This window comes from Ruegeria sp. BG3 (assembly GCF_056538485.1).
This window is the reverse complement of sequence record NZ_JBQFTE010000006.1, coordinates 173,206-194,648: the sequence shown is the minus strand read 5'-3', so window position 1 is coordinate 194,648 and position 21,443 is coordinate 173,206. Positions and strand designations below refer to the sequence as shown.

Annotated in this window: 23 protein-coding genes; 18 read left to right on the top strand and 5 right to left on the bottom strand. The window is 60.1% G+C overall.

What is annotated here, in order from left to right; all coding sequences use genetic code 11:
* The first annotated feature begins 106 nt into the window (after positions 1-106).
* The 7 genes from ACR0AI_RS11365 (at position 107) to ACR0AI_RS11335 (ending at position 7,992) form a co-directional block, all read left to right on the top strand.
* Positions 107-1,522 carry a YcjX family GTP-binding protein gene (locus ACR0AI_RS11365; RefSeq protein ID WP_480673951.1) on the top strand — a complete coding sequence of 472 codons (1,416 nt, stop codon included), beginning with the start codon at positions 107-109 and terminating at the stop codon, positions 1,520-1,522.
* The gene (locus ACR0AI_RS11360) at positions 1,519-1,974 is read left to right on the top strand and encodes an N-acetyltransferase family protein (RefSeq protein WP_480673953.1); all 456 of its coding nucleotides are present in this window, start codon (positions 1,519-1,521) and stop codon (positions 1,972-1,974) included. Before ACR0AI_RS11365 ends, ACR0AI_RS11360 begins: the two co-directional genes overlap by 4 nt.
* Positions 1,967-2,956 (top strand): YcjF family protein, encoded by a 990-nt coding sequence (locus ACR0AI_RS11355; protein WP_480673955.1) that lies wholly within the window; start codon positions 1,967-1,969, stop codon positions 2,954-2,956. Before ACR0AI_RS11360 ends, ACR0AI_RS11355 begins: the two co-directional genes overlap by 8 nt.
* A 59-nt stretch (positions 2,957-3,015) precedes the next feature.
* The gene (locus ACR0AI_RS11350; protein WP_480673957.1) at positions 3,016-3,726 is read left to right on the top strand and encodes a VIT1/CCC1 transporter family protein; all 711 of its coding nucleotides are present in this window, start codon (positions 3,016-3,018) and stop codon (positions 3,724-3,726) included.
* Between the two features lie 216 nt (positions 3,727-3,942).
* The gene (gene ileS, locus ACR0AI_RS11345; RefSeq protein ID WP_480673959.1) at positions 3,943-6,855 is read left to right on the top strand and encodes an isoleucine--tRNA ligase; all 2,913 of its coding nucleotides are present in this window, start codon (positions 3,943-3,945) and stop codon (positions 6,853-6,855) included.
* 137 nt (positions 6,856-6,992) lie between these two features.
* Complete coding sequence (locus ACR0AI_RS11340) at positions 6,993-7,448, top strand: methylated-DNA--[protein]-cysteine S-methyltransferase (protein WP_480673961.1); 456 nt, start codon at positions 6,993-6,995, stop codon at positions 7,446-7,448.
* Positions 7,449-7,524: 76 nt separating this feature from the next.
* Positions 7,525-7,992: a hypothetical protein gene (locus tag ACR0AI_RS11335; protein WP_170377775.1), complete on the top strand. Its 468-nt coding sequence runs from the start codon at positions 7,525-7,527 to the stop codon at positions 7,990-7,992.
* Here the strand turns inward: ACR0AI_RS11335 and ACR0AI_RS11330 are convergent.
* The 4 genes from ACR0AI_RS11330 to fsa form a co-directional block, all read right to left on the bottom strand.
* Positions 7,977-8,690: a CDP-alcohol phosphatidyltransferase family protein gene (locus tag ACR0AI_RS11330; protein ID WP_480673963.1), complete on the bottom strand. Its 714-nt coding sequence runs from the start codon at positions 8,688-8,690 to the stop codon at positions 7,977-7,979. The genes ACR0AI_RS11335 and ACR0AI_RS11330 overlap by 16 nt on opposite strands.
* Before the next feature lie 88 nt (positions 8,691-8,778).
* On the bottom strand, positions 8,779-9,699 hold the full coding sequence (locus tag ACR0AI_RS11325) for a tyrosine recombinase XerC (RefSeq protein ID WP_480673965.1): 921 nt from the start codon (positions 9,697-9,699) through the stop codon (positions 8,779-8,781).
* Positions 9,696-10,403 carry a DUF484 family protein gene (locus tag ACR0AI_RS11320; RefSeq protein WP_480673967.1) on the bottom strand — a complete coding sequence of 236 codons (708 nt, stop codon included), beginning with the start codon at positions 10,401-10,403 and terminating at the stop codon, positions 9,696-9,698. Before ACR0AI_RS11320 ends, ACR0AI_RS11325 begins: the two co-directional genes overlap by 4 nt.
* 198 nt (positions 10,404-10,601) lie before the next feature.
* Positions 10,602-11,255 (bottom strand): fructose-6-phosphate aldolase, encoded by a 654-nt coding sequence (fsa, locus tag ACR0AI_RS11315; RefSeq protein ID WP_050603155.1) that lies wholly within the window; start codon positions 11,253-11,255, stop codon positions 10,602-10,604.
* A gap of 88 nt (positions 11,256-11,343) precedes the next feature.
* On the opposite strand from fsa, the gene ACR0AI_RS11310 reads away from it, so the two are divergent.
* The 4 genes from ACR0AI_RS11310 to ACR0AI_RS11295 all read left to right on the top strand — a co-directional run bounded on the left by ACR0AI_RS11310 (position 11,344) and on the right by ACR0AI_RS11295 (position 16,244).
* Positions 11,344-13,539, top strand: a complete 2,196-nt coding sequence (locus tag ACR0AI_RS11310) for a primosomal protein N' (RefSeq protein WP_480673970.1) — start codon at positions 11,344-11,346, stop codon at positions 13,537-13,539.
* 80 nt (positions 13,540-13,619) lie between these two features.
* Complete coding sequence (locus ACR0AI_RS11305) at positions 13,620-14,852, top strand: MFS transporter (protein ID WP_170477551.1); 1,233 nt, start codon at positions 13,620-13,622, stop codon at positions 14,850-14,852.
* A gap of 66 nt (positions 14,853-14,918) precedes the next feature.
* The gene (locus ACR0AI_RS11300; RefSeq protein ID WP_170377786.1) at positions 14,919-15,791 is read left to right on the top strand and encodes a 50S ribosomal protein L11 methyltransferase; all 873 of its coding nucleotides are present in this window, start codon (positions 14,919-14,921) and stop codon (positions 15,789-15,791) included.
* A 108-nt stretch (positions 15,792-15,899) separates the two neighbouring features.
* Entirely contained in the window at positions 15,900-16,244 is a 345-nt protein-coding gene (locus ACR0AI_RS11295; RefSeq protein WP_480673972.1) for a hypothetical protein, read from the top strand.
* 97 nt (positions 16,245-16,341) lie between these two features.
* Here ACR0AI_RS11295 and ACR0AI_RS11290 read toward each other — a convergent pair whose 3' ends face one another.
* Positions 16,342-16,557, bottom strand: coding sequence for a DUF1127 domain-containing protein (locus tag ACR0AI_RS11290; RefSeq protein ID WP_170472013.1), 216 nt, complete (start codon positions 16,555-16,557; stop codon positions 16,342-16,344).
* Between the two features lie 332 nt (positions 16,558-16,889).
* On the opposite strand from ACR0AI_RS11290, the gene ruvC reads away from it, so the two are divergent.
* The 7 genes from ruvC (at position 16,890) to tolR (ending at position 21,428) form a co-directional block, all read left to right on the top strand.
* Positions 16,890-17,387 carry a crossover junction endodeoxyribonuclease RuvC gene (gene ruvC, locus ACR0AI_RS11285; protein WP_480673974.1) on the top strand — a complete coding sequence of 166 codons (498 nt, stop codon included), beginning with the start codon at positions 16,890-16,892 and terminating at the stop codon, positions 17,385-17,387.
* On the top strand, positions 17,384-18,061 hold the full coding sequence (ruvA, locus tag ACR0AI_RS11280) for a Holliday junction branch migration protein RuvA (protein ID WP_480673976.1): 678 nt from the start codon (positions 17,384-17,386) through the stop codon (positions 18,059-18,061). Before ruvC ends, ruvA begins: the two co-directional genes overlap by 4 nt.
* A 4-nt stretch (positions 18,062-18,065) precedes the next feature.
* Positions 18,066-19,085 (top strand): Holliday junction branch migration DNA helicase RuvB, encoded by a 1,020-nt coding sequence (gene ruvB, locus ACR0AI_RS11275; RefSeq protein ID WP_170462271.1) that lies wholly within the window; start codon positions 18,066-18,068, stop codon positions 19,083-19,085.
* A gap of 63 nt (positions 19,086-19,148) precedes the next feature.
* Positions 19,149-19,772 carry a hypothetical protein gene (locus ACR0AI_RS11270; RefSeq protein WP_480673978.1) on the top strand — a complete coding sequence of 208 codons (624 nt, stop codon included), beginning with the start codon at positions 19,149-19,151 and terminating at the stop codon, positions 19,770-19,772.
* Positions 19,769-20,152 carry a tol-pal system-associated acyl-CoA thioesterase gene (gene ybgC / locus ACR0AI_RS11265; protein ID WP_170472006.1) on the top strand — a complete coding sequence of 128 codons (384 nt, stop codon included), beginning with the start codon at positions 19,769-19,771 and terminating at the stop codon, positions 20,150-20,152. Before ACR0AI_RS11270 ends, ybgC begins: the two co-directional genes overlap by 4 nt.
* 107 nt (positions 20,153-20,259) lie before the next feature.
* Positions 20,260-20,955: a protein TolQ gene (tolQ, locus tag ACR0AI_RS11260; RefSeq protein ID WP_480673981.1), complete on the top strand. Its 696-nt coding sequence runs from the start codon at positions 20,260-20,262 to the stop codon at positions 20,953-20,955.
* Positions 20,956-20,957: 2 nt separating this feature from the next.
* The gene (gene tolR / locus ACR0AI_RS11255; RefSeq protein ID WP_480673983.1) at positions 20,958-21,428 is read left to right on the top strand and encodes a protein TolR; all 471 of its coding nucleotides are present in this window, start codon (positions 20,958-20,960) and stop codon (positions 21,426-21,428) included.
* Positions 21,429-21,443: the final 15 nt, after the last annotated feature.

Here is a 21,443-nt window from a genome sequence, read left to right as displayed (position 1 = left end):
GGCCGCTGGTAGCGCGCGGCGCGCGAACGGGCAAGGGGGCGAAAGCGCTGGCATGTCCGGCAGCGGCTACCTATCTTGGGCGAAACGATTATTGCGGGGCGACAATTTGGTCATCTCATCCCTGGCAGACAGTCTTGTGCGCGGCGTCGAATCCATCGGCGACAGCGTGTCCGAGACGTTTTTCGAGCCGGTCATCCGTCTGGGCGTCACCGGTCTGGCGCGCTCCGGCAAGACGGTTTTCATCACGTCGCTGGTGGCAAACCTGCTGGACCGGGGCCGCATGAGCGGCCTGGTTGCGCAGCAAGAGGGGCGCATCAACGCGGCTTACCTGCAACCGCAACCTGACGACACGGTCCCGCGGTTCGACTACGAATCCCACCTCTCCGACCTGACTGGCCCACAGCCGCACTGGCCCGAAAGCACCCGCGCCGTGTCCGAGCTGCGCCTGTCGTTCAAGGCGCGACCGGCCGGGTTGCTGGCAGGGCTTCAGGGACCGCGCACCGTACATCTGGACATCGTGGACTATCCTGGCGAGTGGCTTCTGGACCTTGCGTTGCTGGACAAATCCTACGCCGACTGGTCGCAGGAGACGTTGTCGCGCATCGAAAACCGCCCCGAAGCGGCCGAGTTTCTGGCGCAAGCCCGTGGCACCGATCTGACAGCGGAGCATGACGAGCCGACCGCGCAGGCTCTGGCCGCAGCGTTCACGACCTATTTGAATACCGCGCGGGATGCTGGTTTCTACGACTGCACGCCGGGTCGTTTTTTGTTGCCGGGCGATCTGGCAGGCTCTCCGGTTCTGACCTTTGCGCCTTTGCCAGTCTCCGACCCCTCGCGCCGTCGCACCCAGCAACGCGAGATGGAGCGGCGCTACGAGGCTTATAAATCTCAGGTGGTGAAGCCGTTTTTTCACGATCATTTCTCTCGGATCGACCGTCAGGTTGTGCTGGTCGATGCGTTGGGCGCAATCCACAAAGGCCCGCAAGCGGTCGAGGATATGCGTCGCGCCATGGGCGATATCCTCTCGGCCTTCCGTCCGGGGCGCAACGCGTGGCTCAGTCAGTTGCTGCTGGGCAAACGGGTCGAACGCATTCTGTTTGCAGCCACCAAGGCCGACCACCTGCACCACACGCAACACCCCCGCCTGACCGCGATCATGGAGGCCCTGACCCGTGAGGCGCGAGATCGGGCGAGCTTCGCTGGCGCTGAAACGGCAGCCCTGTCACTGGCCTCGCTGCGTGCCACGACCGAAGAAATGCGCAGCCACAACGGAACCGAGCTGCCCTGCGTCCGAGGCACCTTGCTGGACAGTGGTAAACAAGCCGCGTTCTACCCCGGAGAGCTTCCGGATGATCCATCCCATCTGCTCGGCCCAGCGCGGAACGGGGCCGAGGCGTGGCTTGGCGACGACTATGGTTTCATGTCCTTCGCTCCGGCCCAGTTGACGCTGCGCCCGGGCGACGGCCCGCCGCATATCCGGTTAGACCGGGCCGCGCAGTTTTTGATCGGAGACCGGCTTTGACCGCTACCCTCCGCTCCGCCCGCAGCACCGATGCCGGTGCGACCGGGGAAATCCTGCACGGGTTTTCGCGCGAGAACGACTGGATGCCTGATCTTTACAGTTGCGCTGAAACCATCGCCTTTTGTGGCCATATGATTGATCAAAGCTGGGTTACAGTCGCTGAGGTCTCGGACAAAGTGGTTGGATTTCTGGCCCTGAACGGATCGGATGTGCATTCACTGTATCTTAAGCCCACTGCGCGCGGGCAAGGGATCGGCAAACGATTGCTCGATCATGCGAAGGCGCAGAACTCTTGCCTGACTTTGTTTGCCTTTCAGGCCAACACCGGCGCGTGCAGGTTCTATGAAAGCAACGGCTTTGCCGAGGTCGCCCGAAGCGACGGGGCGGACAACGATGAAAACCTGCCTGACATCAAATATGTCTGGCGTAGTGAAGGGGCAGAGAATGGCTAAAGGCCCGGTCCTGATCGACCTCGAAACAGATGAGCCCGCTGCCGATGTAGCCAAGGCCCCTTCGGTACCCGATCTGGTGCCGCCGCAAGGGCAGGCCATGCAAGGCGCGGCGCGATTTGCCGCCAGCAAGCCCTCGGCCTTGGCGCGTTGGTTCTGGGGGTTGGCGCTGGCGGTAGTCGGGGCTGCGATTTCGGTCGCCGCATGGGATTTCGCGACCTCGCTGATCGCACGCGCGCCCATTCTGGGCTGGGTTGTCACCGGTTTGATCGCAGCTTTGGTCCTTGTTGCGCTGATCATCGCCGTCCGGGAACTGGCCGCAATTGGCCGCCTCTCCCGCGTCGACGGATTGCGCCGTGCGGCGGATGAGGCCTTGGCGGATGCCGATCTGACCAAGGCGCGCGCGGTCACGACTCGCCTGATTGCTTTCTACAAGGGCCGGGATGAGACCAAGTGGGGCCGTGATCGGCTGTCCGAGCGAATGTCAGAACAATTCGACGCCGCTGGTCTTTTGGCTTTGGCCGAGGATGAACTGCTGGCCCCGTTGGACGCCGCCGCCAGTCGCGAGGTTGAGGCGGCAGCCCGTCAGGTGGCCACGGTCACGGCTTTGGTGCCTCTGGCCCTTGCGGATGTGGTCACGGCCCTTGCGGCGTCACTTCGAATGATCCGGCGGGTGGCCGAGATCTATGGTGGGCGGGCCGGATTTCTGGGCAGCTGGCGCCTGACGCGCGCCGTTTTCGTGCATCTCGTGGCGACCGGTGCGGTGGCCGTCGGCGACGATCTGCTGGAGCCTGTTCTGGGTGGATCGGTCCTCAGCAAACTGTCGCGACGCTTTGGCGAAGGGTTGGTAAACGGTGCCCTCAGCGCCCGCGTCGGAGTGGCTGCGATGGAGGTGTGCCGACCCTTGCCCTTCTCAGATCGTCACAAGCCGTCGGTCCGCACAATTATCAAAAGGGCGTTGCAGGGGCTATTCAGTAAGACTTGATCTGACGCAAAGCGGAATGGCACGCCATTCGTCACAGTGAATGTGACAGAAAGCGAGCCATGACAGATCACGGTCACAGCCAGCAGGAAATCGAACAGAGAATTAGCGACCCGCCCGGGCGGGGTGTTTTGCGCGACATTGTTTATGGCGGCATCGACGGGTCGGTCACCACATTCGCGATCGTTGCTGGCGTTGCAGGTGCCGGTTTGTCGTCGTTCGTAATTGTCGCTCTGGGCTTGGCCAATGTGCTGGCCGACGGGTTTTCGATGGCCGTTGGTAACTATTCGGGCACCAAGGCCGAATTGGACAATATCCAACGAATTCGAGCCATCGAAAAGCGTCACATCGCGCTCTACCCAGATGGCGAACGCGATGAGGTGCGCGAGATTCTTGCGCAGAAGGGTTTGTCCGGGCAGGTGCTGGAGGACGCGACGGAGGCTATCACCGCGGACCGCGAAAACTGGATCAACCTGATGATCGAGGGCGAATACGGGCTTGGCAGCGTCGATCCGCATCCCGTGAAGGCCGCGATGGCCACGTTTCTGGCCTTTCTGGTGGCCGGGATGGTTCCCTTGCTACCGTTTCTGCTGGCTCTGGACAACGCTTTCATTCTCTCTGTCTGCATGACAATGGGGGTGTTTTTCGCAATTGGAGCGCTGAAAAGCCGATGGTCACTGACCCCGTGGTGGCGCTCGGGTCTGGAGACGTTCGCAATCGGTGGTGCGGCGGCTATGATTGCCTATTTTGTGGGGTCGTTGTTTCACCCTTAGCCCGATGATGTAGCGCCATTCGTCGCATCGGGCGGAGCCTCTGGACCATCGGGCATGGGCGGCTTATAAGCGCCCCCATGTATGACCAGATGGCCATCATTATTCGAATTATATCCCCGGCGCTCTGACCCTCTGAGACGCCGGGCAAAGGTGTTTGAGACTTCGCACCGACCGCTTCGATCCTAGTACGACCAGATCATCCAAAGGACGCCCCAAATGTGCGCCGACACGATCCAGACACCTGACTACAAAGACACGCTGAACCTGCCCAAGACCGAATTCCCCATGCGCGCCGGATTGCCCAAGCGCGAACCCGCATGGCTGGAGCGTTGGGAAAAGATCGGCGTCTATGACCGCCTGCGCGAGAAAGAGGGCCGTACGCCCTTTACCCTGCACGATGGCCCACCTTACGCAAACGGCCACCTGCATATCGGCCACGCGCTGAACAAGACGATCAAGGACATGATCGTGCGGTCCCATCAGATGATGGGTTTCGACGCGCGCTATGTGCCCGGCTGGGACTGTCACGGCCTGCCCATCGAGTGGAAGATCGAGGAACAGTACCGCAAGAAGGGCAAGAACAAGGACGAGGTGAACATTGTCGATTTCCGTCAGGAGTGCCGCAAGTTCGCCGAAGGCTGGATCGACATCCAGCGCGAAGAGTTCAAGCGCCTGGGTATCACTGGCAACTGGCCCGATCCCTACATCACCATGGACTACCATGCCGAGGCGGTGATCGCGGACGAGTTCATGAAGTTCCTGATGAACGGCACACTTTACCAAGGCTCAAAGCCGGTTATGTGGTCGCCCATCGAGAAGACCGCTCTGGCCGAGGCCGAGGTCGAGTATCACGACAAGGAAAGCTTCACCATCTGGGTGAAGTTCAAGGTCGTGAATGCCGGCGATTTGGATGACGCTTTTGTTGTGATCTGGACGACGACCCCATGGACCATGCCGTCGAACAAGGCGGTCGTGTATGGCAAGGACATCTCTTACGGCCTCTACGAAGTCATCGGCGCGCCCGAGGAATGCTGGGCCGCCGTTGGTGACAAGTTCCTGCTGGCTGACAATCTGGCCGCGGATGTGCTGGGCCGCGCGCGTCTGAACGACGACCAGTGGACCCGCGTCCGTGACGTGACCAGCGATGAGCTGGCAGGCGTGCAACTGACCCACCCGCTGGCCGGGGCCGAGGGCGGCAACGGCGAATGGGACGACATCCGCGACTTCCGCGCAGCTGAGTTCGTGACCGATACCGAAGGCACCGGCTTTGTCCACTGTGCGCCGTCGCACGGGATGGAGGAATTCGAACTCTATCGGGATCTGGGCATGCTTGAGCAGGTCATTACTTACAATGTGATGGACGACGGCTCGTTCCGCGCTGATCTGCCGTTCTTTGGCGGCAAATACATCCTGTCCCGCAAGGGTGGTGAAGGTGACGCGAACAAAGCGGTCATCGACAAGCTGGTCGAGGTTGGCGGGTTGCTGGCGCGTGGTAAGATCAAGCACAGCTATCCGCATTCGTGGCGCTCGAAAGCTCCGATCATCTATCGCAACACGCCGCAGTGGTTTGCATCCGTAGACCGCAAGCTGGACGACGGCATGGGCGAGATGGGCGACACCATCCGCGAACGCGCCCTGCGGTCCATCGACGAGCTGGTGAAATGGACGCCGCAGACAGGCCGTAACCGTCTGTATTCGATGATCGAGGCGCGCCCGGACTGGGTTCTGTCGCGTCAGCGCGCCTGGGGTGTGCCGCTGACCTGCTTCACCAAGAAAGGTGCTTTGCCAACCGACGCGGATTACCTGCTGCGCAATGCCGATCTGAACGCGCGCATCAAGGCGGCGTTCGAGAAAGACGGCGCGGATATCTGGTACACCGACGGGTTCAAAGAGAAGATCCTCGACGGCATCGCCAATCCGGATGACTACGATCAGGTCTTCGACGTGTTGGACGTGTGGTTCGACTCTGGGTCCACCCATGCCTTCGTTCTGCGCGACCGTGAGGACGGCACCGAAGACGGCATTGCGGACGTCTACATGGAAGGCACCGACCAGCACCGCGGTTGGTTCCATTCGTCGATGCTGCAGGCCTGCGGCACCAAAGGCCGTGCGCCCTACCGCAACGTGGTGACCCATGGTTTCACGCTGGATGCCAAGGGCAACAAGATGTCCAAATCTCTGGGCAACACCATCGTGCCGGAGGAGGTCGTCAAGCAATATGGCGCCGATATCCTGCGTCTGTGGGTGGCTCAGACCGACTATACCGCCGACCAGCGGATCGGGCCGGAAATCCTGAAGGGCACCGCCGACAGCTATCGCCGTCTGCGCAACACCATGCGGTTCATGCTGGGATCATTGGCCGATTTCACCGAGGCCGACCGCGTCGCGCCCGAGGATATGCCGCGTCTGGAACGCTGGGTCCTCAGCCGTCTGGCCGATCTGGATGAGCAGGTCCGCAAAGGCTATGCAGAGTTCGATTTCCAGGGCGTGTTCAGCGCGGTCTTCACCTTTGCTACGGTTGATTTGTCATCCTTCTACTTCGACGTCCGCAAGGACGCGCTGTATTGCGACGGTGACAGCCTGCGCCGCCGTGCGGCCCGTACCGTGCTGGATATCCTGTTCCACCGCCTGACCACATGGCTGGCGCCGGTTCTGGTCTTCACCATGGAAGAGGTTTGGTTGGAGCGGTTCCCCGGCGACGACAGCTCTGTCCATCTGGTGGACTTCCCAGAGACACCGGGCGATTGGCGTGATGCCGCGTTGGAAGAGGCCGTTGCCAAGGTCCGCCGTGTTCGCCGCGCCGTGACCGCCGCGCTGGAGGTTCAGCGTCAGGACAAGGTGATCGGATCGAGCCTCGAGGCGGCTCCGATCGTGCATGTCGAAGATCAGGACACTGTTGCGCTGTTGGCGACGTTTGATGTGGACGATCTGTGCATCACTTCGGGTTTGACGGTCTCCGAGGATCCGGCCCCGGCCGAAGCCTTCCGCGTGCCCGAGATTGAGGGCGTTGGTGTGGTTTTTGAGAAGGCAGAAGGCGACAAATGTCAGCGCTGCTGGAAGATTCTGCCCGACGTGGGACGGCATAGTCATGCGGGCGTCTGTGGGCGCTGTGATGAAGCGCTGAGCTGAAGTACCCCTTGAGTGCGGTGGGCGGAGTCCTTTGCGAGGCTCTGCCTCGCGCTCCGAGGTATTTTTGAACAGAAGAAGAGGCGGGCGCGGCGCGTTATGGGTTGCGCTTTGCCTGCAAAGGCTGGCAGCCTTCCGTCATGCCGATGATTGCAGTACAGACCCAGTTTGGGTGTCTTGGGGTTGAGGAACAGGACGGGGCGATTACGCGTCTTGTCTGGTACGGCGTGAGCGACGGGCCCGAGACGCCGTTGTTGCGTGAAGCGGCGGCGCAACTGACGGCCTATGATGACGGGCGGCTTGAGCGGTTCGATCTGCCCTATCATGTCTCGGGGTCCGAGTTTCAGCGGCAGGTCTGTGATTTAATGTATGCGATTCCGCTTGGCGAAACCCGCACCTATGGTGACATCGCCAAGGAACTGGGGCAGCCGCCTCAGCCGGTGGGGCAGGCCTGTGGGGCGAACCCAATCCCTGTCATCATTCCGTGCCATCGTGTTCTTGCAGCCAATGGTTTGGGTGGGTTCTCGGGCGATGGCGGGATTGAGACCAAAGTGGCTCTGTTGCTGCACGAAAAGGCGGCGGGTCTGTTGATCTGATCGGTGAAAACCTGTTGCATTCCAACGTCTCGAGCCTCACCTTGTTTCAAAAGGAGAGTTCAAAGGATACCATTGAATGACCGACCAAGCAGAACGCGCCGCAGAAAAGAAAGCCATTATTGACCGCCTGATGTCTCTGGAGGCGCAGGAACTGGCCACTGCCCAGGCGCATTACGACGCCTTTCTGAAAGATGCCCAACTGGATGATCGAGAGGGGCATGACAAGGATGATATCGCCGCCTCGCGCGAGAATGCAGACCTTGCTGCAGCGTTCGACGCGCCGGTACACGCGCATCATGCTAAGATCGACGTGATCGAGAACACTAATTTCGGTATCACCGATACGGTTCAGCCCGGCGCGGTCATCAAGTTCAACAATCGCCGTTTTGTTGTCTGCGTCTCGACCACGCGGTTCGATGTGGACGGTAAGACCTATATGGGTATCTCAACCCAGAGCCCGATTTATCTGGCCATGATTGGCCTGCAGGCGGGCGATGTCTTCACCCATAACGGGACCGAGTTTGAGGTTCAGGACGTTTTGTAATCCGCTCTTTTGCGTTGCGGAATGATCTGCTGCGCAATGCCTGCGAAGACCAGATACAAGCTGGTCACAACCAGCCCCCAATGCGCCCAGCTTTCGGGGTGGAAATCTACCCAGGCTGCCCAACCAGCAAAGAAGGTCCAGGCCAGAGCCATGGGCAGAGTCACGTTGCGCCAACGCTCAGTGCGGACGGGGTGGACGAATTTCAGAGGTAGGAACATTGCGACGGCCAAAAGGGTTACCAGAACGAGGCTGACCCAGAAGTTTGGCTCGAGCGCGAAGATCACGATGACAAACATGTTCCAGCATCCGGGAAAGCCGGAGAACGAGTTGTCTTTGGTCTTCATCCGCGTGTCGGCAAAGTACATGGCGCTGGCAAAGGTGATGACAATGATCGCAAACCAGCCGGTCCAGCCATCCATCAAGCCGGATTTGAACAGCGCATAAGCCGGTATGAACACATAGGTCAGGTAGTCGATGATCAGGTCCAACAGGACACCATCAAACTCGGGCGCGTTCTTCTTGACGTGATAGTGGCGGGCCAAGGGGCCGTCGATGCCGTCGACGATGAAGGACACCACAAGCCACAGGTACATCAGGCTCCATTTTTCATCCACCGCCGCCAGCATGGCGAGCATTGCGAAAACGGCTCCGGTTGCGGTGAAAAGATGAACGGCAAGCGCTTTGAATCTAAGTGTCATGCCCGTGTCATGAAGGATGTGGGGGGCAGATGCAAAGCAAAAAGACAGTTTGGTTGCAAGGACATTGAGGATGCTGTGCTTTTGAACCTCAGGCCTTTGGGTGGGCGCGGTTGTACACCTCCATCAGGTGGGCAGTATCGACGGCCGTGTAGGTCTGGGTGGTGGATAACGAGGCGTGGCCCAGGAGCTCTTGAATAGCGCGCAGGTCCCCACCGGCTGAGAGCAGATGCGTGGCAAAACTATGCCGCATGGCATGTGGCGTCGCGGTCGAGGGTAGGCCGAGCTGCATGCGGGCCTTCGACATAACCTCTTGTATCACGCGGGGATTTAGCGCTCCGCCCCGGACACCGCGAAACAGGGCAAGGTTGTCTGATTTCGGGTGCGGGCAGAGTTGGAGATAGTGGTCCACCGCTTCGCGGGCGGCAGGAAGGACAGGGACGATCCTCTCTTTGTCGCCTTTGCCTGTAATGCGCAGGGTTGCCGGCAGGGGGGCATCTGCACCGGTCAGAGACAGCGCCTCGGAGATGCGCAATCCGCAGCCGTAGAGCAGCGTGACAACAGCCACATCACGGGCTGAGACCCAGTCATTGCTGGATTGCAACTCAACCGTTTCAATCATGGCGCGAGCTGCGTCCTCGGCCAAAGGGCGGGGGAGCTTTTTGGTGAATTTCGGCGCGCGGGTCGAAAGGACGGCTGTTGGCTCGAACCCTTCACGCTCGGCAAGCCAGCGGTAGAAGCTCTTGACGGCTGACAGCTTTCGGGCCAGCGATCGCGCGCCCACGCCGCTTTGGCGTTGATCGGCCATCCAGGCGCGCATGTCCGAGACGGTGATGCGTTCGAGCGCGGCGATGCCTTGACGGTCTCCGTGGTGGAGGGTCATGAACGACAGGAAGTCAGTGACATCCCCGCGATATGCGTTTTGGGTGTTCTGAGACCGCCCCGCCAGCGCACCCAAGCTCTCCAACCAGTGTTGGAGGGCGTCACGGCAGGCTGGCGAGATCAGGCTCACGACAGCCAGTGGCGCATCGAGCGTTCAAACACACCAGCAAAGAACGACAGCAGATCGGTACCAAGTTGCGGCGTGAAATGCCTCGGGTCCGAAGCCCCCATGACAATCAGACCGGGCAGGCGACCGGGGCCGAGATCCAGCTTGAGGCAGGCCTCTGACCTGAGTTGAGCGGCAAGAGTGCCGAATACCCGTTGGTTGGGTCTATCGATTTCGCGCAAGATGACATCGCGCGCGGGGCCGCCGCGATCATAGGTGAGGTATTGGTCGACAAAGCCCGGTTCGACAACGGTCAGCGTGCCGTCCAGCTTGTCGATCGCGGGGTCGTCCATAAGGGCGGTGGTTTCCAGCACCAGAGTGATGCGCTGGACCCGCAGGATTTCGGCGATATCATGGCCAAGCACGCGCAGGAAGTCTTCGAAATCGAACGGTTCCAGAAGACGCAGAATGGCGCGGTGGACCTGATTGGTCCCTGCCAGGTTTTCATAGGCTGCGGCGATGACGGACCGGTGCGTGTCTTCCAAGCGGTCCAGTCTGGCTTCGAGCCGTTGCATAGCAATGCCGCGCAGGTCGATGACGTTGTCGCCTCGGGCCTGTTCATTGGCGTCTACCAGTGCCTGCATCAGATCTTTATCATCCAGCAAAGCATCAGGCTTGGCCAGAATCGCGGCTCTGAGGTTGTCCTCGAGTTTTGGGTTGCTGCTCATGTCCCGTCCGGTCGTTTTTTGTTTTGGCGGCTTATAGCACGGCCAACCGGAATTACCTTGGGAAAAATGCACGTCAGGGTGGATTTCGTTTTGCGCTGTGTCCCGAGCGCTCCCGCCTGTTTGGCGCTGCTCTGAGATCAGCCCCGCACAGTTGGGCCGGGCGCGGCGCCTATCGGCACCGCGCGGTCGTGCAAAGGATCAGAGGATTTTCTGACCGGTTTTGGCCCAGTCTGCCAGGAAGGTCTCAAGGCCTTTGTCCGTCAGCGGGTGGTCGGCCAGTTTCTTGATGACGGCGGGCGGTGCGGTGATCACGTCGGCACCAATGCGCGCGCTGTCGGTCACGTGGTTCACGGTGCGGATCGACGCGGCGAGGATTTCTGTCTCGAACCCGTAGTTGTCATAGACCTGACGGATATCGGCGATCAGGTCCATGCCGTCGAGGTTGATGTCATCGAGACGGCCAATGAAGGGCGAGATGAAGGTCGCGCCCGCCTTGGCTGCCAAAAGCGCCTGGTTGGTCGAGAAGCACAGGGTCACGTTGACCATCTGGCCTTCGTCGCTGAGGGTTTTGCAGGTTTTCAGACCGGCCCATGTCAGCGGTACTTTCACGGCGATGTTTGGCGCGATCTTGGCCAGTTTGCGGCCTTCGGCGATCATGTCGTCGGCCTCGGTGGCGACAACTTCGGCGGACACGGGGCCGTCGACCAGATCACAGATCTCTTTGGTAACTTCCAGAATATCGCGGCCTGATTTCAGGATCAGCGAAGGGTTGGTGGTGACGCCGTCCACCATGCCCAAGTCGTTCAGTTCGGCAATGGCGTCGATCTCGGCAGTGTCTACGAAGAATTTCATGCGGGCAGTCCTTTGATGGGTTGGCCTTGGTCGCGGATGGCTTTACCTCAAAGAGACCCCTGCTGGAACCCCCTGCATAGGATATGCTGTGAGCGCTAACGGATTTTTCGACGAAGGAGAGCTGGTTGCGGTGTTGACCACGCAGCCTCTGGACCGGACGTTGGACTACAAAGCGCCCGAGGGCGGGTGCTTTCTGGGTGCGTTTGTAGAGGTGCCATTGGGGCCGCGCAAGGTGCTGGGCGTGGTGTGGGGGCCGGGGCAGGGCGGGTTCGATCTGGCCAAGGCGCGGTCCGTGATCCGGGTGTTAGAAGTAGCGCCCATGCGCGAAGAGATGCGGGTGTTTCTAGGGAAAGTGGCGGACTACACGCTGACACCGATGCCTGCGATGCTGCGCCTTGCGACTCGCGCGCCGGGCCTGGGTGATCCGCCGTCTATGCGCAAAGTCTACCGGTTGGGTACTTCTGAACCGGATCGGATGACCGATGCCCGCACCCGGGTGCTTGAGGTGTTGAAAGAGTATGGTGGGCTGGCCTTCACTTTGAAGGAGCTGGCCGAGCAGGCCGGGGTAACCACCTCTGTCGTCAAAGGGTTGGTCAAACTGGGCGCGGTTCGGGAAGAGGACAGTCCACGCGATTTGCCGTACCCCCATCTCGATCCCGATTTGCCCGGCAAAGACTTGACCGAAGATCAGGCGGCGGCCGTGGCACGGCTGCAGGCGGGCCAGCGGACGGGCAACTATGGCACAACGCTGCTAAAAGGTGTGACGGGTTCGGGCAAGACCGAGGTCTATCTTGAAGCCGTCGCTGAAGTATTGCGCATGGGGCGGCAGGCGTTGGTTCTGTTGCCCGAGATTGCACTGACCGCTGAATTCCTGACCCGAGTCGAGGCCCGGTTTGGTGCCCGCCCGGCCGAGTGGCACTCAGGGGCCACGATGACCGAACGTCGCCGGGTCTGGCGGATGGTCGGGCAGGGTGATGCGCAACTGGTGGTGGGCGCGCGCTCGGCCCTGTTCCTGCCATTCCGTGATTTGGGCTTGGTTGTGGTCGATGAGGAACACGACACCTCATATAAACAGGAAGACGGCGTGCACTATAGCGCGCGAGACATGGCGGTTCTGCGCTCGGCCATTTGCGGCGGGCGAGTGATTCTGGCTAGCGCGACGCCCTCGTTGGAAAGCTGGGCCAATGCCGAGGCGGGCAAGTATGAGCGGCTGGATCTGACCTCACGCTTCGGGGCAGCGGTGCTGCCCGAGATGAAACCGATCGATATGCGGGCCGAGCAAATGCAAACGGGGACGTGGATTTCCCCGTCCTTGCGGCAGGCAGTGCGGCAACGGATCGAAAAGGGTGAACAATCACTGCTGTTCATCAACCGCCGGGGCTATGCGCCAGTGACCTTGTGCCGGGCTTGTGGGGAACAGATTGCCTGCGATCACTGCGACGCGCGGATGGTAGAGCACCGGTTCCTCAAGCGCCTGATGTGCCATCAATGCGGCGAGACCAAACCGATGCCAGATACTTGCCCGTCTTGCGGGGTCGAAGGGAAACTGGCCCCGGTCGGCCCGGGGATCGAACGGCTGGCGGAAGAGGCCGAGGCGACTTTCCCCGAGGCCAAGATCGCAATGCTCAGTTCCGACCTGTTCGGCTCGGCCCGCGCGTTGAAAGCCAAGATTGAAGAGATCGCCGAGGGCGACGCCGATATCGTCATCGGCACGCAGCTGGTGGCCAAGGGGCATAACTTTCCCAAGCTGACGCTGGTGGGGGTCATTGATGCCGATCTCAGCCTGCATGGAGCGGATTTGCGCGCGGCAGAGCGGACGTTTCAATTGATGCGGCAGGTGGCCGGACGTGCTGGGCGCGCAGACAAGCCGGGGCAGGCGCTGTTGCAAACGTTTCAGCCCGAGCATCCGGTCATCCGCGCCATTCTGTCGGGTGATGAGGAAGGCTTCTGGAAAGCCGAGGCCGCCGGTCGCCAAGCCGCTGGTGTGCCGCCTTATGGGCGTATGGCGGGGATCGTGCTGTCTGGTCCCGAGGTCGCTCCGGTCTTTGACATCGGTAACGCGATGGCGCGTAATGATGCGCCGTTGCGTGAGATTGGAGGTCAGGTCTTTGGTCCGGCCCCTGCGCCGATTGCCCGCATCCGGGGCAGGCATCGCGTACGCCTTTTGGTCAAGGCCCCCAAGGGCGCGCCCATTCAGGACGCCATCGCCCGCTGGATCGCGCCGCTGCGCCTGAAAGGGGATATCCGCCTGACCGTCGATATCGACCCGCAGAACTTTTACTGACCTCTGCATAGGCGCAGAGCGGATGTGCGCCGGGATCTCGCCTCTCGCCAAAGCGCAAAAATCGGCGTAGAGGGAGTCGCATGTTGAAACCAATGCCACTTTCCGAGGCGCAAAGCCTGCCGTTTTGGCGTCGCCCGATCACGCTGCTGTTCATGATGGCGCTGACTATGCCCATTGCGTTCAATGGGTGGAGCGCGCTGTTGAACAACTTCGTCATCGAAGTGGCGAATTTCGATGGCGCGGATATCGGCTTGCTGCACACGGTGCGGGAAATACCGGGTTTTCTAGCCGTAGGTGTGATCGCTGTGATCATCTTTGTGCGGGAACAGGTTCTGGCCATGATCTCGCTGATGATGCTGGGTGTGGCGACGGCGGTGACTGCATGGTTCCCAAGCCTTGGTGGGCTACTATTCGTAACGCTTTTTAGCTCGATCGGATTTCACTACTACGAGACGGTCAATCAGTCGCTGCAGTTGCAATGGCTGCCGAAGGACCGCGCGCCGCAGATTCTGGGATGGCTTGTGGCAATGGGCTCGGCGGCCACGGCGGTGGTCTATGGGCTGATCGTCCTGACATGGGACCGGTTCGACCTGTCCTATAACTTCGTCTTCATGATGGCGGGCGGTGCGACGGCGCTGTTGGCTCTGTTCTGCCTGTTGGCCTATCCGCAATTCGACGCGCCGACGCCTCAGACCAAGAAGCTGATCCTGCGCAAACGCTATTGGCTGTATTACGCGCTGCAATTCATGGCAGGCGCGCGCCGTCAGATCTTTGTGGTGTTCGCGGGCTTCATGATGGTTGAGAAATTTGGATTCGAGGTGCACGAACTGACCAGCCTGTATCTGATCAACCTCGTGATCAATATGGCCGCGGCTCCGATGCTGGGCAAAGCGGTGTCCAAATTTGGCGAGCGTCGGACATTGATCTTCGAATATGCCGGACTAGCCATTGTTTTCGCAGCATATGGCGGCATCTATTGGTTTGGGTGGGGCGTGGTTCTGGCGGCGACCCTCTATGTGATCGACCATGTGCTGTTCGCGCTGGCTTTGGCCTTGAAAACCTACTTCCAGAAAATCGCCGATCCCGCCGATATCGCACCGACGGCCGCTGTGGCGTTTACCATCAACCATATCGCGGCGGTGTTCCTTCCCGCGCTGCTTGGGTTGCTTTGGGTGGCCTCACCCGGCGCAGTGTTTGCGCTGGCGGCGGCAATGGCGATGATCTCGCTTGCTCTGTCTCTGTTGATCCCGCGCCATCCTGAGCCGGGCAATGAGACCATCCTGACCAAATACGCGCCGGCACCCGCCGAATAGGCGCAAGAGCTTGACCTTGGCGGGCCCACGCCCTAGGCGCTGTCCTGACCCAGACAGGAGGCCCCTATGCCCACATTCACCGCTCTTACTACGCTGACTGGTAAGAAACCCGCCGAAGGTCTTGGCGAAGCGATGGAGCGTCTGGATCCCGAACCCACTGGCGTTGGCGTTTTCGAGGTCGAAGATGGCTCGGGCCTGTGGGAGGTTGGTGGGTATTTCACCGAAGCCCCCGATGAGACGGCGCTGGCCGTACTGGCCGCGGCCTTTGAGGCCAAGCCCTTTGTGGTATCCGAGCTGCCCGAAACCGATTGGGTTGCCCATGTGCGCCGTGAACTGGCCCCGGTCGAGGCGGGCCGTTTCTTTGTCTATGGCAGCCACGACGCCGACAAGCTGCCCGAAGGTCGGATCCCCCTGTTGATCGAGGCCGCGATGGCCTTTGGTACCGGCCACCACGGAACGACTCTGGGCTGTCTAAAGGCGCTTGATCAGTTGCTGGACGAAGGGTTCTCGGCCAGCAAGGTCGCCGATATCGGGTGTGGGACTGCCGTGCTGGCCATGGCAGCTGCGCGTGTTTGGGAAGGGGACATCATCGCCAGTGACATTGATCAGGTTGCCGTCGATGTGGCCGAAGCGAACCTGAAGGCCAATGGCATGTCCGGTCAGGTTCACTGTGTCGAGGCCGCTGGCTTCGATCACCCGGACCTGAACGCGCACGCGCCCTATGATTTGATTTTCGCCAACATCCTGAAGGGTCCGCTGGTCGCTCTGTCGCCGGAAATCTCGGCGAATCTGCGGGCGGAGGGCTATGCAATCCTGTCGGGAATCCTGAACGAACAGGCCGATGATGTGGTGAATGTTTATTCCCAGAATGGCTTCAATCTGCATCATAGAGGTGAGATTGGTGAATGGACGACGCTAATCTTAAGTAAACAGGGCTAAATCAGGGCTATTTACAGGAGTTTTCTAGAGTCGCGCCACGTTTTTGTCGCAATCTATGCTTACCCTTTTTTAATCATTTTGATGGGGGGCGGTTTTGTGGAGGCTGCCATGGCGGGAAAACAACTGGAATTTGATCAGCGCGTTCAGCGTCTGAACAAGAAGCACTCGAAGCTCAGCAAAGGCTATCGCGCGACGATGCGCAAAGATGGTCTGGTGGTGATGAAGCCGCAAAGGGTCCGCTCGGCGGTTCCGGCCAAGGTGCTGCTGTTTACCCTGCTGGCGGTTTTTGCGTTCAAAGCGTTTCTTTTGTCCAGCCTCGGCCCTTCAGGGTATCAATACCGCATCGACAGCCTGAAAGAAGGCACCCAGGTCGAACAGGCAGGCGCTTGGATCATGCAGATCGACCCGGTTTCACAGTTTCTCTCGGTTCAGCTCAACAAAATTCTCTACTAAGCACCAGCTGAAACAGAAAACACCGCGGCCTTTCGGCTCGCGGTGTTTCTTTGCGCCCCACAGGGAGGAGAAAGGGGCGTATAGCGAGTGGGTCGTCTTACCGGCGGCCTTCGGCGATAACGTCGATGTCGCCGCGGCACAGGCCGATATCATCCAGTTCGCGGTCGCTCAGACCGGTCAGCACGTTGCGTGTTACGCGGGCGTCATTCCAATCGACGGCGGCATGTGCAACCGATGTGAAAAATGCGCCGATACGGCCAACGAGGCCGAATGAGCCAGTGGTGGCGATGCGGGTCGAGTCCAGTGCAGCCATATCCTGTTTCCTTCTGGTTTGTGTGAACATTTGATCTTGCGATCTGAGCGGCATCTAGTGTCGAAGATTTGCCCGCGCAATAGCATTTTTTGCATGTGTCCTATGCAGTTTTTGCAACGCTTGCCGAACCTGTAAGCACTTTAAAAACATGGTTAAAACGGGTTAATGAAAGTGTCGATTTCAGACTTTTTGAAGTCGCAAACCGTCCTTCGTGTCGCGCGTAGGATGGCGGTGTCGTTTTCAGACTTAGGGTCAATTCGCTTGGAAAATGTTCACGCTTCGTGCTATCCGTTGAAAAAAGATCACAAAACCCGAGCGGGCTGAGGCGAAGCATGCGAATTCTGGGCATTGATCCGGGGCTTAGGACCCTGGGATGGGGCGTCATCGAATCAAACGGCAGCCGGTTGAGCCACGTTTCGAACGGTTTGTGCAAATCTGACGGGGATGATCTGGGCGAGCGGCTGCTGTCTCTTCACAATCAGATTGTCGAGGTCATCGCCGAATACAGGCCCGACCAAGCTGCGATTGAACAGACTTTCGTGAACAAGGACGGTGCCGGGACGCTCAAACTCGGTCAGGCGCGTGGCGTGGCCTTGCTGACGCTGGCGCAGGCCGGGCTGCCTGTGGGGGAATACGCTCCGAACCGGGTCAAGAAAACCGTCGTTGGCGTTGGGCATGCAGAGAAAGAGCAGGTCCTGCACATGGTCAAGCTGCAGCTGCCGGGTTGTTTGCCCAAGGGCGCGGATGCGGCGGATGCATTGGCGATCGCGATCTGTCATGCGTATTACGGCAAGACACAACAGCAGCGTGTGAAAGAGTTGAGGGCATGATCGGTAAACTGACAGGGCGACTGGACTATCGCGCCGCAGATCACATCCTGATCGACGTGCGGGGCGTGGGCTACATCGTCTACTGCTCTGACCGGACCATGGCTGCCTTGCCGGGCGTAGGTGAGGCGGTTTCGATATACACCGACATGGTCGTGCGTGAAGACTTGATGCAGCTTTACGGGTTTCTCTCCTTGATCGAGAAGGAATGGCATCGGCTGTTGTGTTCGGTTCAGGGCGTTGGGGCCAAGGTCTCGCTGGCTATTCTCAGCGCGTTGGGGCCGGATGGGGTAAGCCGCGCGATTGCTCTGGGCGATTGGGGCGCGGTGAAGGCTGCCAAGGGTGTGGGCCCGAAGACCGCTCAGCGCATTGTGTTAGACCTTAAGGACAAGGCCCCGGGGGTTATGGCGATGGGCGGCACTGTGACCGAGGCGACGGATGGTCCAGCGTTGGAGGTTGTTGAGACCATCGAGCCGCAGCCAGCACCGAAACGGACCGCAAAACCGGCTTCGGGTTCGGCGGCGGCCTCTGCGGGGGCGTTGTCGGCCTTGTCAAATTTGGGATATGGCCCGTCCGAGGCGGCCTCGGCGGTGGCGGAGGCGGCGGCCAATCTGCCTGACGCGGGTGAGGCTGAGTTGATCCGCGCGGCGCTCAAGCTGCTGGCTCCGAAAGGGTGATTGAATGGTAGACGCCGATCCCACGCTGCGGCCAGACCCTCTGCCAGAGGATAACGACCGCGCCTTACGCCCGCAGGGGCTGGATGAGTTCATCGGTCAGGCCGAGGCGCGTGCAAACCTGCGTATCTTCATCCAATCCGCCAAGCAGCGCGGTGAGGCGATGGATCATACGCTGTTCCATGGTCCTCCGGGTTTGGGGAAAACCACGCTGGCACAAATCATGGCGCGCGAGTTGGGCGTGAATTTCCGTATGACCTCTGGTCCGGTTCTGGCGAAGGCGGGCGACCTGGCGGCGATCTTGACCAATCTGGAAGCGCGGGATGTGTTATTTATCGATGAAATCCATCGCTTGAACCCGGCGGTCGAGGAAGTTCTCTATCCCGCGATGGAGGATTTTGAACTCGATCTGGTGATTGGCGAAGGTCCAGCGGCGCGAACCGTTCGGATCGAGTTGCAGCCGTTTACGCTGGTTGGAGCCACCACGCGGATGGGTCTGCTGACCACGCCGCTGCGCGACCGTTTTGGTATTCCGACGCGGTTGCAGTTCTACACGGTTGATGAGTTGCACGAGATCGTCACCCGCAACGCGCGCAAATTAGGCGCGCCAGCAGACGACGACGGCGCGCGTGAGATTGCGCGCCGGTCGCGTGGGACGCCTCGGATCGCAGGCCGTTTGCTGAGGCGCGTGGTGGATTTTGCCATCGTCGAGGGCGACGGGCGGATTACGCGCGAATTGGCCGATGGGGCGCTGACCCGTTTGGGCGTGGACCATCTCGGGTTGGACGGTGCAGACCGCCGTTATCTGAAACTGGTCGCTGAGAATTATGGCGGTGGTCCGGTTGGGATTGAGACGATGTCGGCGGCCTTGTCAGAAAGTCGCGACTCGCTTGAGGAAGTGATCGAGCCCTATTTGTTGCAGCAAGGGCTGATCCAGCGCACGCCGCGTGGGCGGATGCTGGCGCAGAAGGCGTGGACGCATTTGGGCATGGCTGCACCAAAAGGTCAGAGCGATCTGTTTGGTTGAAGGCAGCACCCAGAGATTTTAAGCCTTCAGTGAGAGCATTTTTAAAAAGATGAAAGGCTGGGCGTGACACCGGAAGAGATCGAGGCGCTGTTTACGCGCGAAAGCGGAGAGTTCCTGTTCGCGCGGTGGGGTCGCCCCATCGTACCGATCGTTTTCGGTGTCGAGGATGAGACGCTGGCAACCGTCAAAGGCGCGTTCGAGGCGGTGGTGACGCTGGCCGGTCACAAGATGGCCGAAACGGACCCTGAATTCGGCGCCAATTGCATGGTCTTTTTCTTCCGCGACTGGCAGGAGCTGCTGGAGGTTCCGGATCTGGATCGTCTTGTCCCCGATCTTGCGCCTTTGGTTGAGCGTCTGGTTGCGGCGGGCGCCAATCAGTACCGCATCTTCCGGTTCGAAGAAGACGGCGCGATCCGCGCAGCCTTTGTGTTCCTGCGTATGGACAATGAGCTGTCTAAAGTCCCGGCCGAGACTCTGGCACTCAGTCAAGTGGTACAGACCATTCTGCTCTGGTCGGATAAGGCGTTCCGAAAACAATCGCCTCTGGCTGTGGCGGGTGAGGCGACGATCCTGCGCCCTGATATTGCAGGCCTGGTCCGGGCCGCTTACGATCCGATCTTGCCGGGGGCGGCGCAGGACGCCTCGCACGCGCTGCGCCTGTTTGCCCGGTTGGAGCCGCCGCAATGAAGCACATCTTTCCGGTTCGCGTTTACTATGAGGATACCGACATGGGCGGTGTCGTCTATCACGCGAACTACCTGCGTTATATCGAACGGGCGCGCTCGGACTGGGTGCGCCGTTTGGGCAATGACCAGAACGCCATGCGGGATGAGGGGATCGTTTGGGTCGTACGGCGGGTCGAGGCGGACTACCTTTCTCCCGCCAAGTTTGATGACGAATTGATCGTCGAAACAGAAGTGACCGAGATTTCCGGCGTGCGCCTGACCATGGCGCAACTGGTGAAACGGGGTGAGACCGATATTTTCCGCGCTTCGGTCACGGCGGTTTGCATCAACAAAGACGGAAAGCCGATCCGCCTCCCGGCAGAGATTCGCGCATTGATGTAACATTTTCGCAGCCGGGGGTGGTTCTGTTGGCTTTTCAAACCCAACTGCGTTAGCGTTTGGCAAAACAAGGCCAAACAAACGGCCATCAGGCAAAAAAGAGCAGGTTCATGGAAGCTGAAACGCTGGCGCTGGCGCAGGAGATCGATTTCTCCATGTGGGGGCTGTATGCCCGCGCGACCTTTATCGTAAAACTGGTGATGCTGATGCTGATCGCGGCGTCGATCTGGTCTTGGGGCATCATCATCCAGAAACTCATCAACTATCGCGCCGCCCGGCGTGAAGCGCAGAAGTTTGATGAGAGCTTCTGGTCTGGCAACCCGCTGGATGAGTTGTTCGAGCAGATCGGCTCGCAGCCCGATGGCAGTTCCGAGAAGATATTTGCGGCCGGCATGATCGAATGGCGCAGGTCGCATCGCACGGATGGCGGCTTGATCGCCGGGGCAACGGCCCGGATCGACCGGTCGATGGATGTGGCCATCGCGAAAGAGGCGGAGATACTGCAGAAGGGTCTGCCGATCCTTGCGACTGTCGGCTCAACCGCTCCGTTCATTGGTCTGTTCGGTACGGTCTGGGGCATCATGAACGCCTTTATCGAGATTGCTGAGCAGCAGAATACGAACCTCGCCGTTGTGGCCCCCGGCATTGCCGAGGCACTGTTGGCCACTGGTCTTGGCCTGCTGGCCGCGATCCCAGCGGTGATTTTCTACAACAAGCTGAGCGCGGATAGTGACCGGATCGTTGGAGGCTATGAGGCCTTTGCCGATGAATTCGCCACCATCCTCTCACGCCAGTTGGACAGCTAACCATGGGGGCAGCGGTTCAGCAAAGCTCGGGCGGGAACGGACGCAGGCGCGGACGGCGGCGCGGTCGCGCCCAGCCGATGGCTGAGATCAACGTAACGCCTTTTGTCGACGTCATGCTGGTGCTGTTGATCATCTTCATGGTCGCTGCACCTTTGCTGACCGTTGGCGTGCCGGTTGATCTGCCCAAGACTGCCGCAAGCGCTTTGCCTGGCGATAGTGAGGAACCGCTGACCGTCACGCTGACCGCCGATGGCCGAATTCAGATCCAGACGACGGACATCGCGCGCGAAGAGCTGATTGGACGGCTGCGCGCCATCGCGGCAGAACGCAGCAGTGACCGTGTCTTCCTGCGGGCGGATGGGGCAATCCCCTACGCGCAGGTGATGCAGGTGATGGGCGCGTTGAATGCGGGCGGGTTTTCGAATGTGGGTCTGGTGACGGATACCGGCGGGCCGACGCTGGACGATGAGTAAAGGTGGGGTTGCGCG

What these genes read in the sequence shown, in the direction of transcription:
- fsa (WP_050603155.1), bottom strand. Translation starts at nt 11,255, where the DNA reads ATGAAATTCTTCGTAGACACTGCCGAGATCGACGCCATTGCCGAACTG.
- ACR0AI_RS11335 (WP_170377775.1), top strand. Translation starts at nt 7,525, where the DNA reads ATGACCGACCAAGCAGAACGCGCCGCAGAAAAGAAAGCCATTATTGAC.
- tolR (WP_480673983.1), top strand. Translation starts at nt 20,958, where the DNA reads ATGGGGGCAGCGGTTCAGCAAAGCTCGGGCGGGAACGGACGCAGGCGC.
- ACR0AI_RS11355 (WP_480673955.1), top strand. Translation starts at nt 1,967, where the DNA reads ATGGCTAAAGGCCCGGTCCTGATCGACCTCGAAACAGATGAGCCCGCT.
- ruvC (WP_480673974.1), top strand. Translation starts at nt 16,890, where the DNA reads ATGCGAATTCTGGGCATTGATCCGGGGCTTAGGACCCTGGGATGGGGC.
- ACR0AI_RS11320 (WP_480673967.1), bottom strand. Translation starts at nt 10,403, where the DNA reads ATGAGCAGCAACCCAAAACTCGAGGACAACCTCAGAGCCGCGATTCTG.
- ileS (WP_480673959.1), top strand. Translation starts at nt 3,943, where the DNA reads ATGTGCGCCGACACGATCCAGACACCTGACTACAAAGACACGCTGAAC.
- ACR0AI_RS11300 (WP_170377786.1), top strand. Translation starts at nt 14,919, where the DNA reads ATGCCCACATTCACCGCTCTTACTACGCTGACTGGTAAGAAACCCGCC.
- ruvA (WP_480673976.1), top strand. Translation starts at nt 17,384, where the DNA reads ATGATCGGTAAACTGACAGGGCGACTGGACTATCGCGCCGCAGATCAC.
- ybgC (WP_170472006.1), top strand. Translation starts at nt 19,769, where the DNA reads ATGAAGCACATCTTTCCGGTTCGCGTTTACTATGAGGATACCGACATG.
- ACR0AI_RS11350 (WP_480673957.1), top strand. Translation starts at nt 3,016, where the DNA reads ATGACAGATCACGGTCACAGCCAGCAGGAAATCGAACAGAGAATTAGC.
- ACR0AI_RS11295 (WP_480673972.1), top strand. Translation starts at nt 15,900, where the DNA reads ATGGCGGGAAAACAACTGGAATTTGATCAGCGCGTTCAGCGTCTGAAC.
- ACR0AI_RS11330 (WP_480673963.1), bottom strand. Translation starts at nt 8,690, where the DNA reads ATGACACTTAGATTCAAAGCGCTTGCCGTTCATCTTTTCACCGCAACC.
- ruvB (WP_170462271.1), top strand. Translation starts at nt 18,066, where the DNA reads ATGGTAGACGCCGATCCCACGCTGCGGCCAGACCCTCTGCCAGAGGAT.
- ACR0AI_RS11305 (WP_170477551.1), top strand. Translation starts at nt 13,620, where the DNA reads ATGTTGAAACCAATGCCACTTTCCGAGGCGCAAAGCCTGCCGTTTTGG.
- ACR0AI_RS11290 (WP_170472013.1), bottom strand. Translation starts at nt 16,557, where the DNA reads ATGGCTGCACTGGACTCGACCCGCATCGCCACCACTGGCTCATTCGGC.
- ACR0AI_RS11340 (WP_480673961.1), top strand. Translation starts at nt 6,993, where the DNA reads ATGCCGATGATTGCAGTACAGACCCAGTTTGGGTGTCTTGGGGTTGAG.
- tolQ (WP_480673981.1), top strand. Translation starts at nt 20,260, where the DNA reads ATGGAAGCTGAAACGCTGGCGCTGGCGCAGGAGATCGATTTCTCCATG.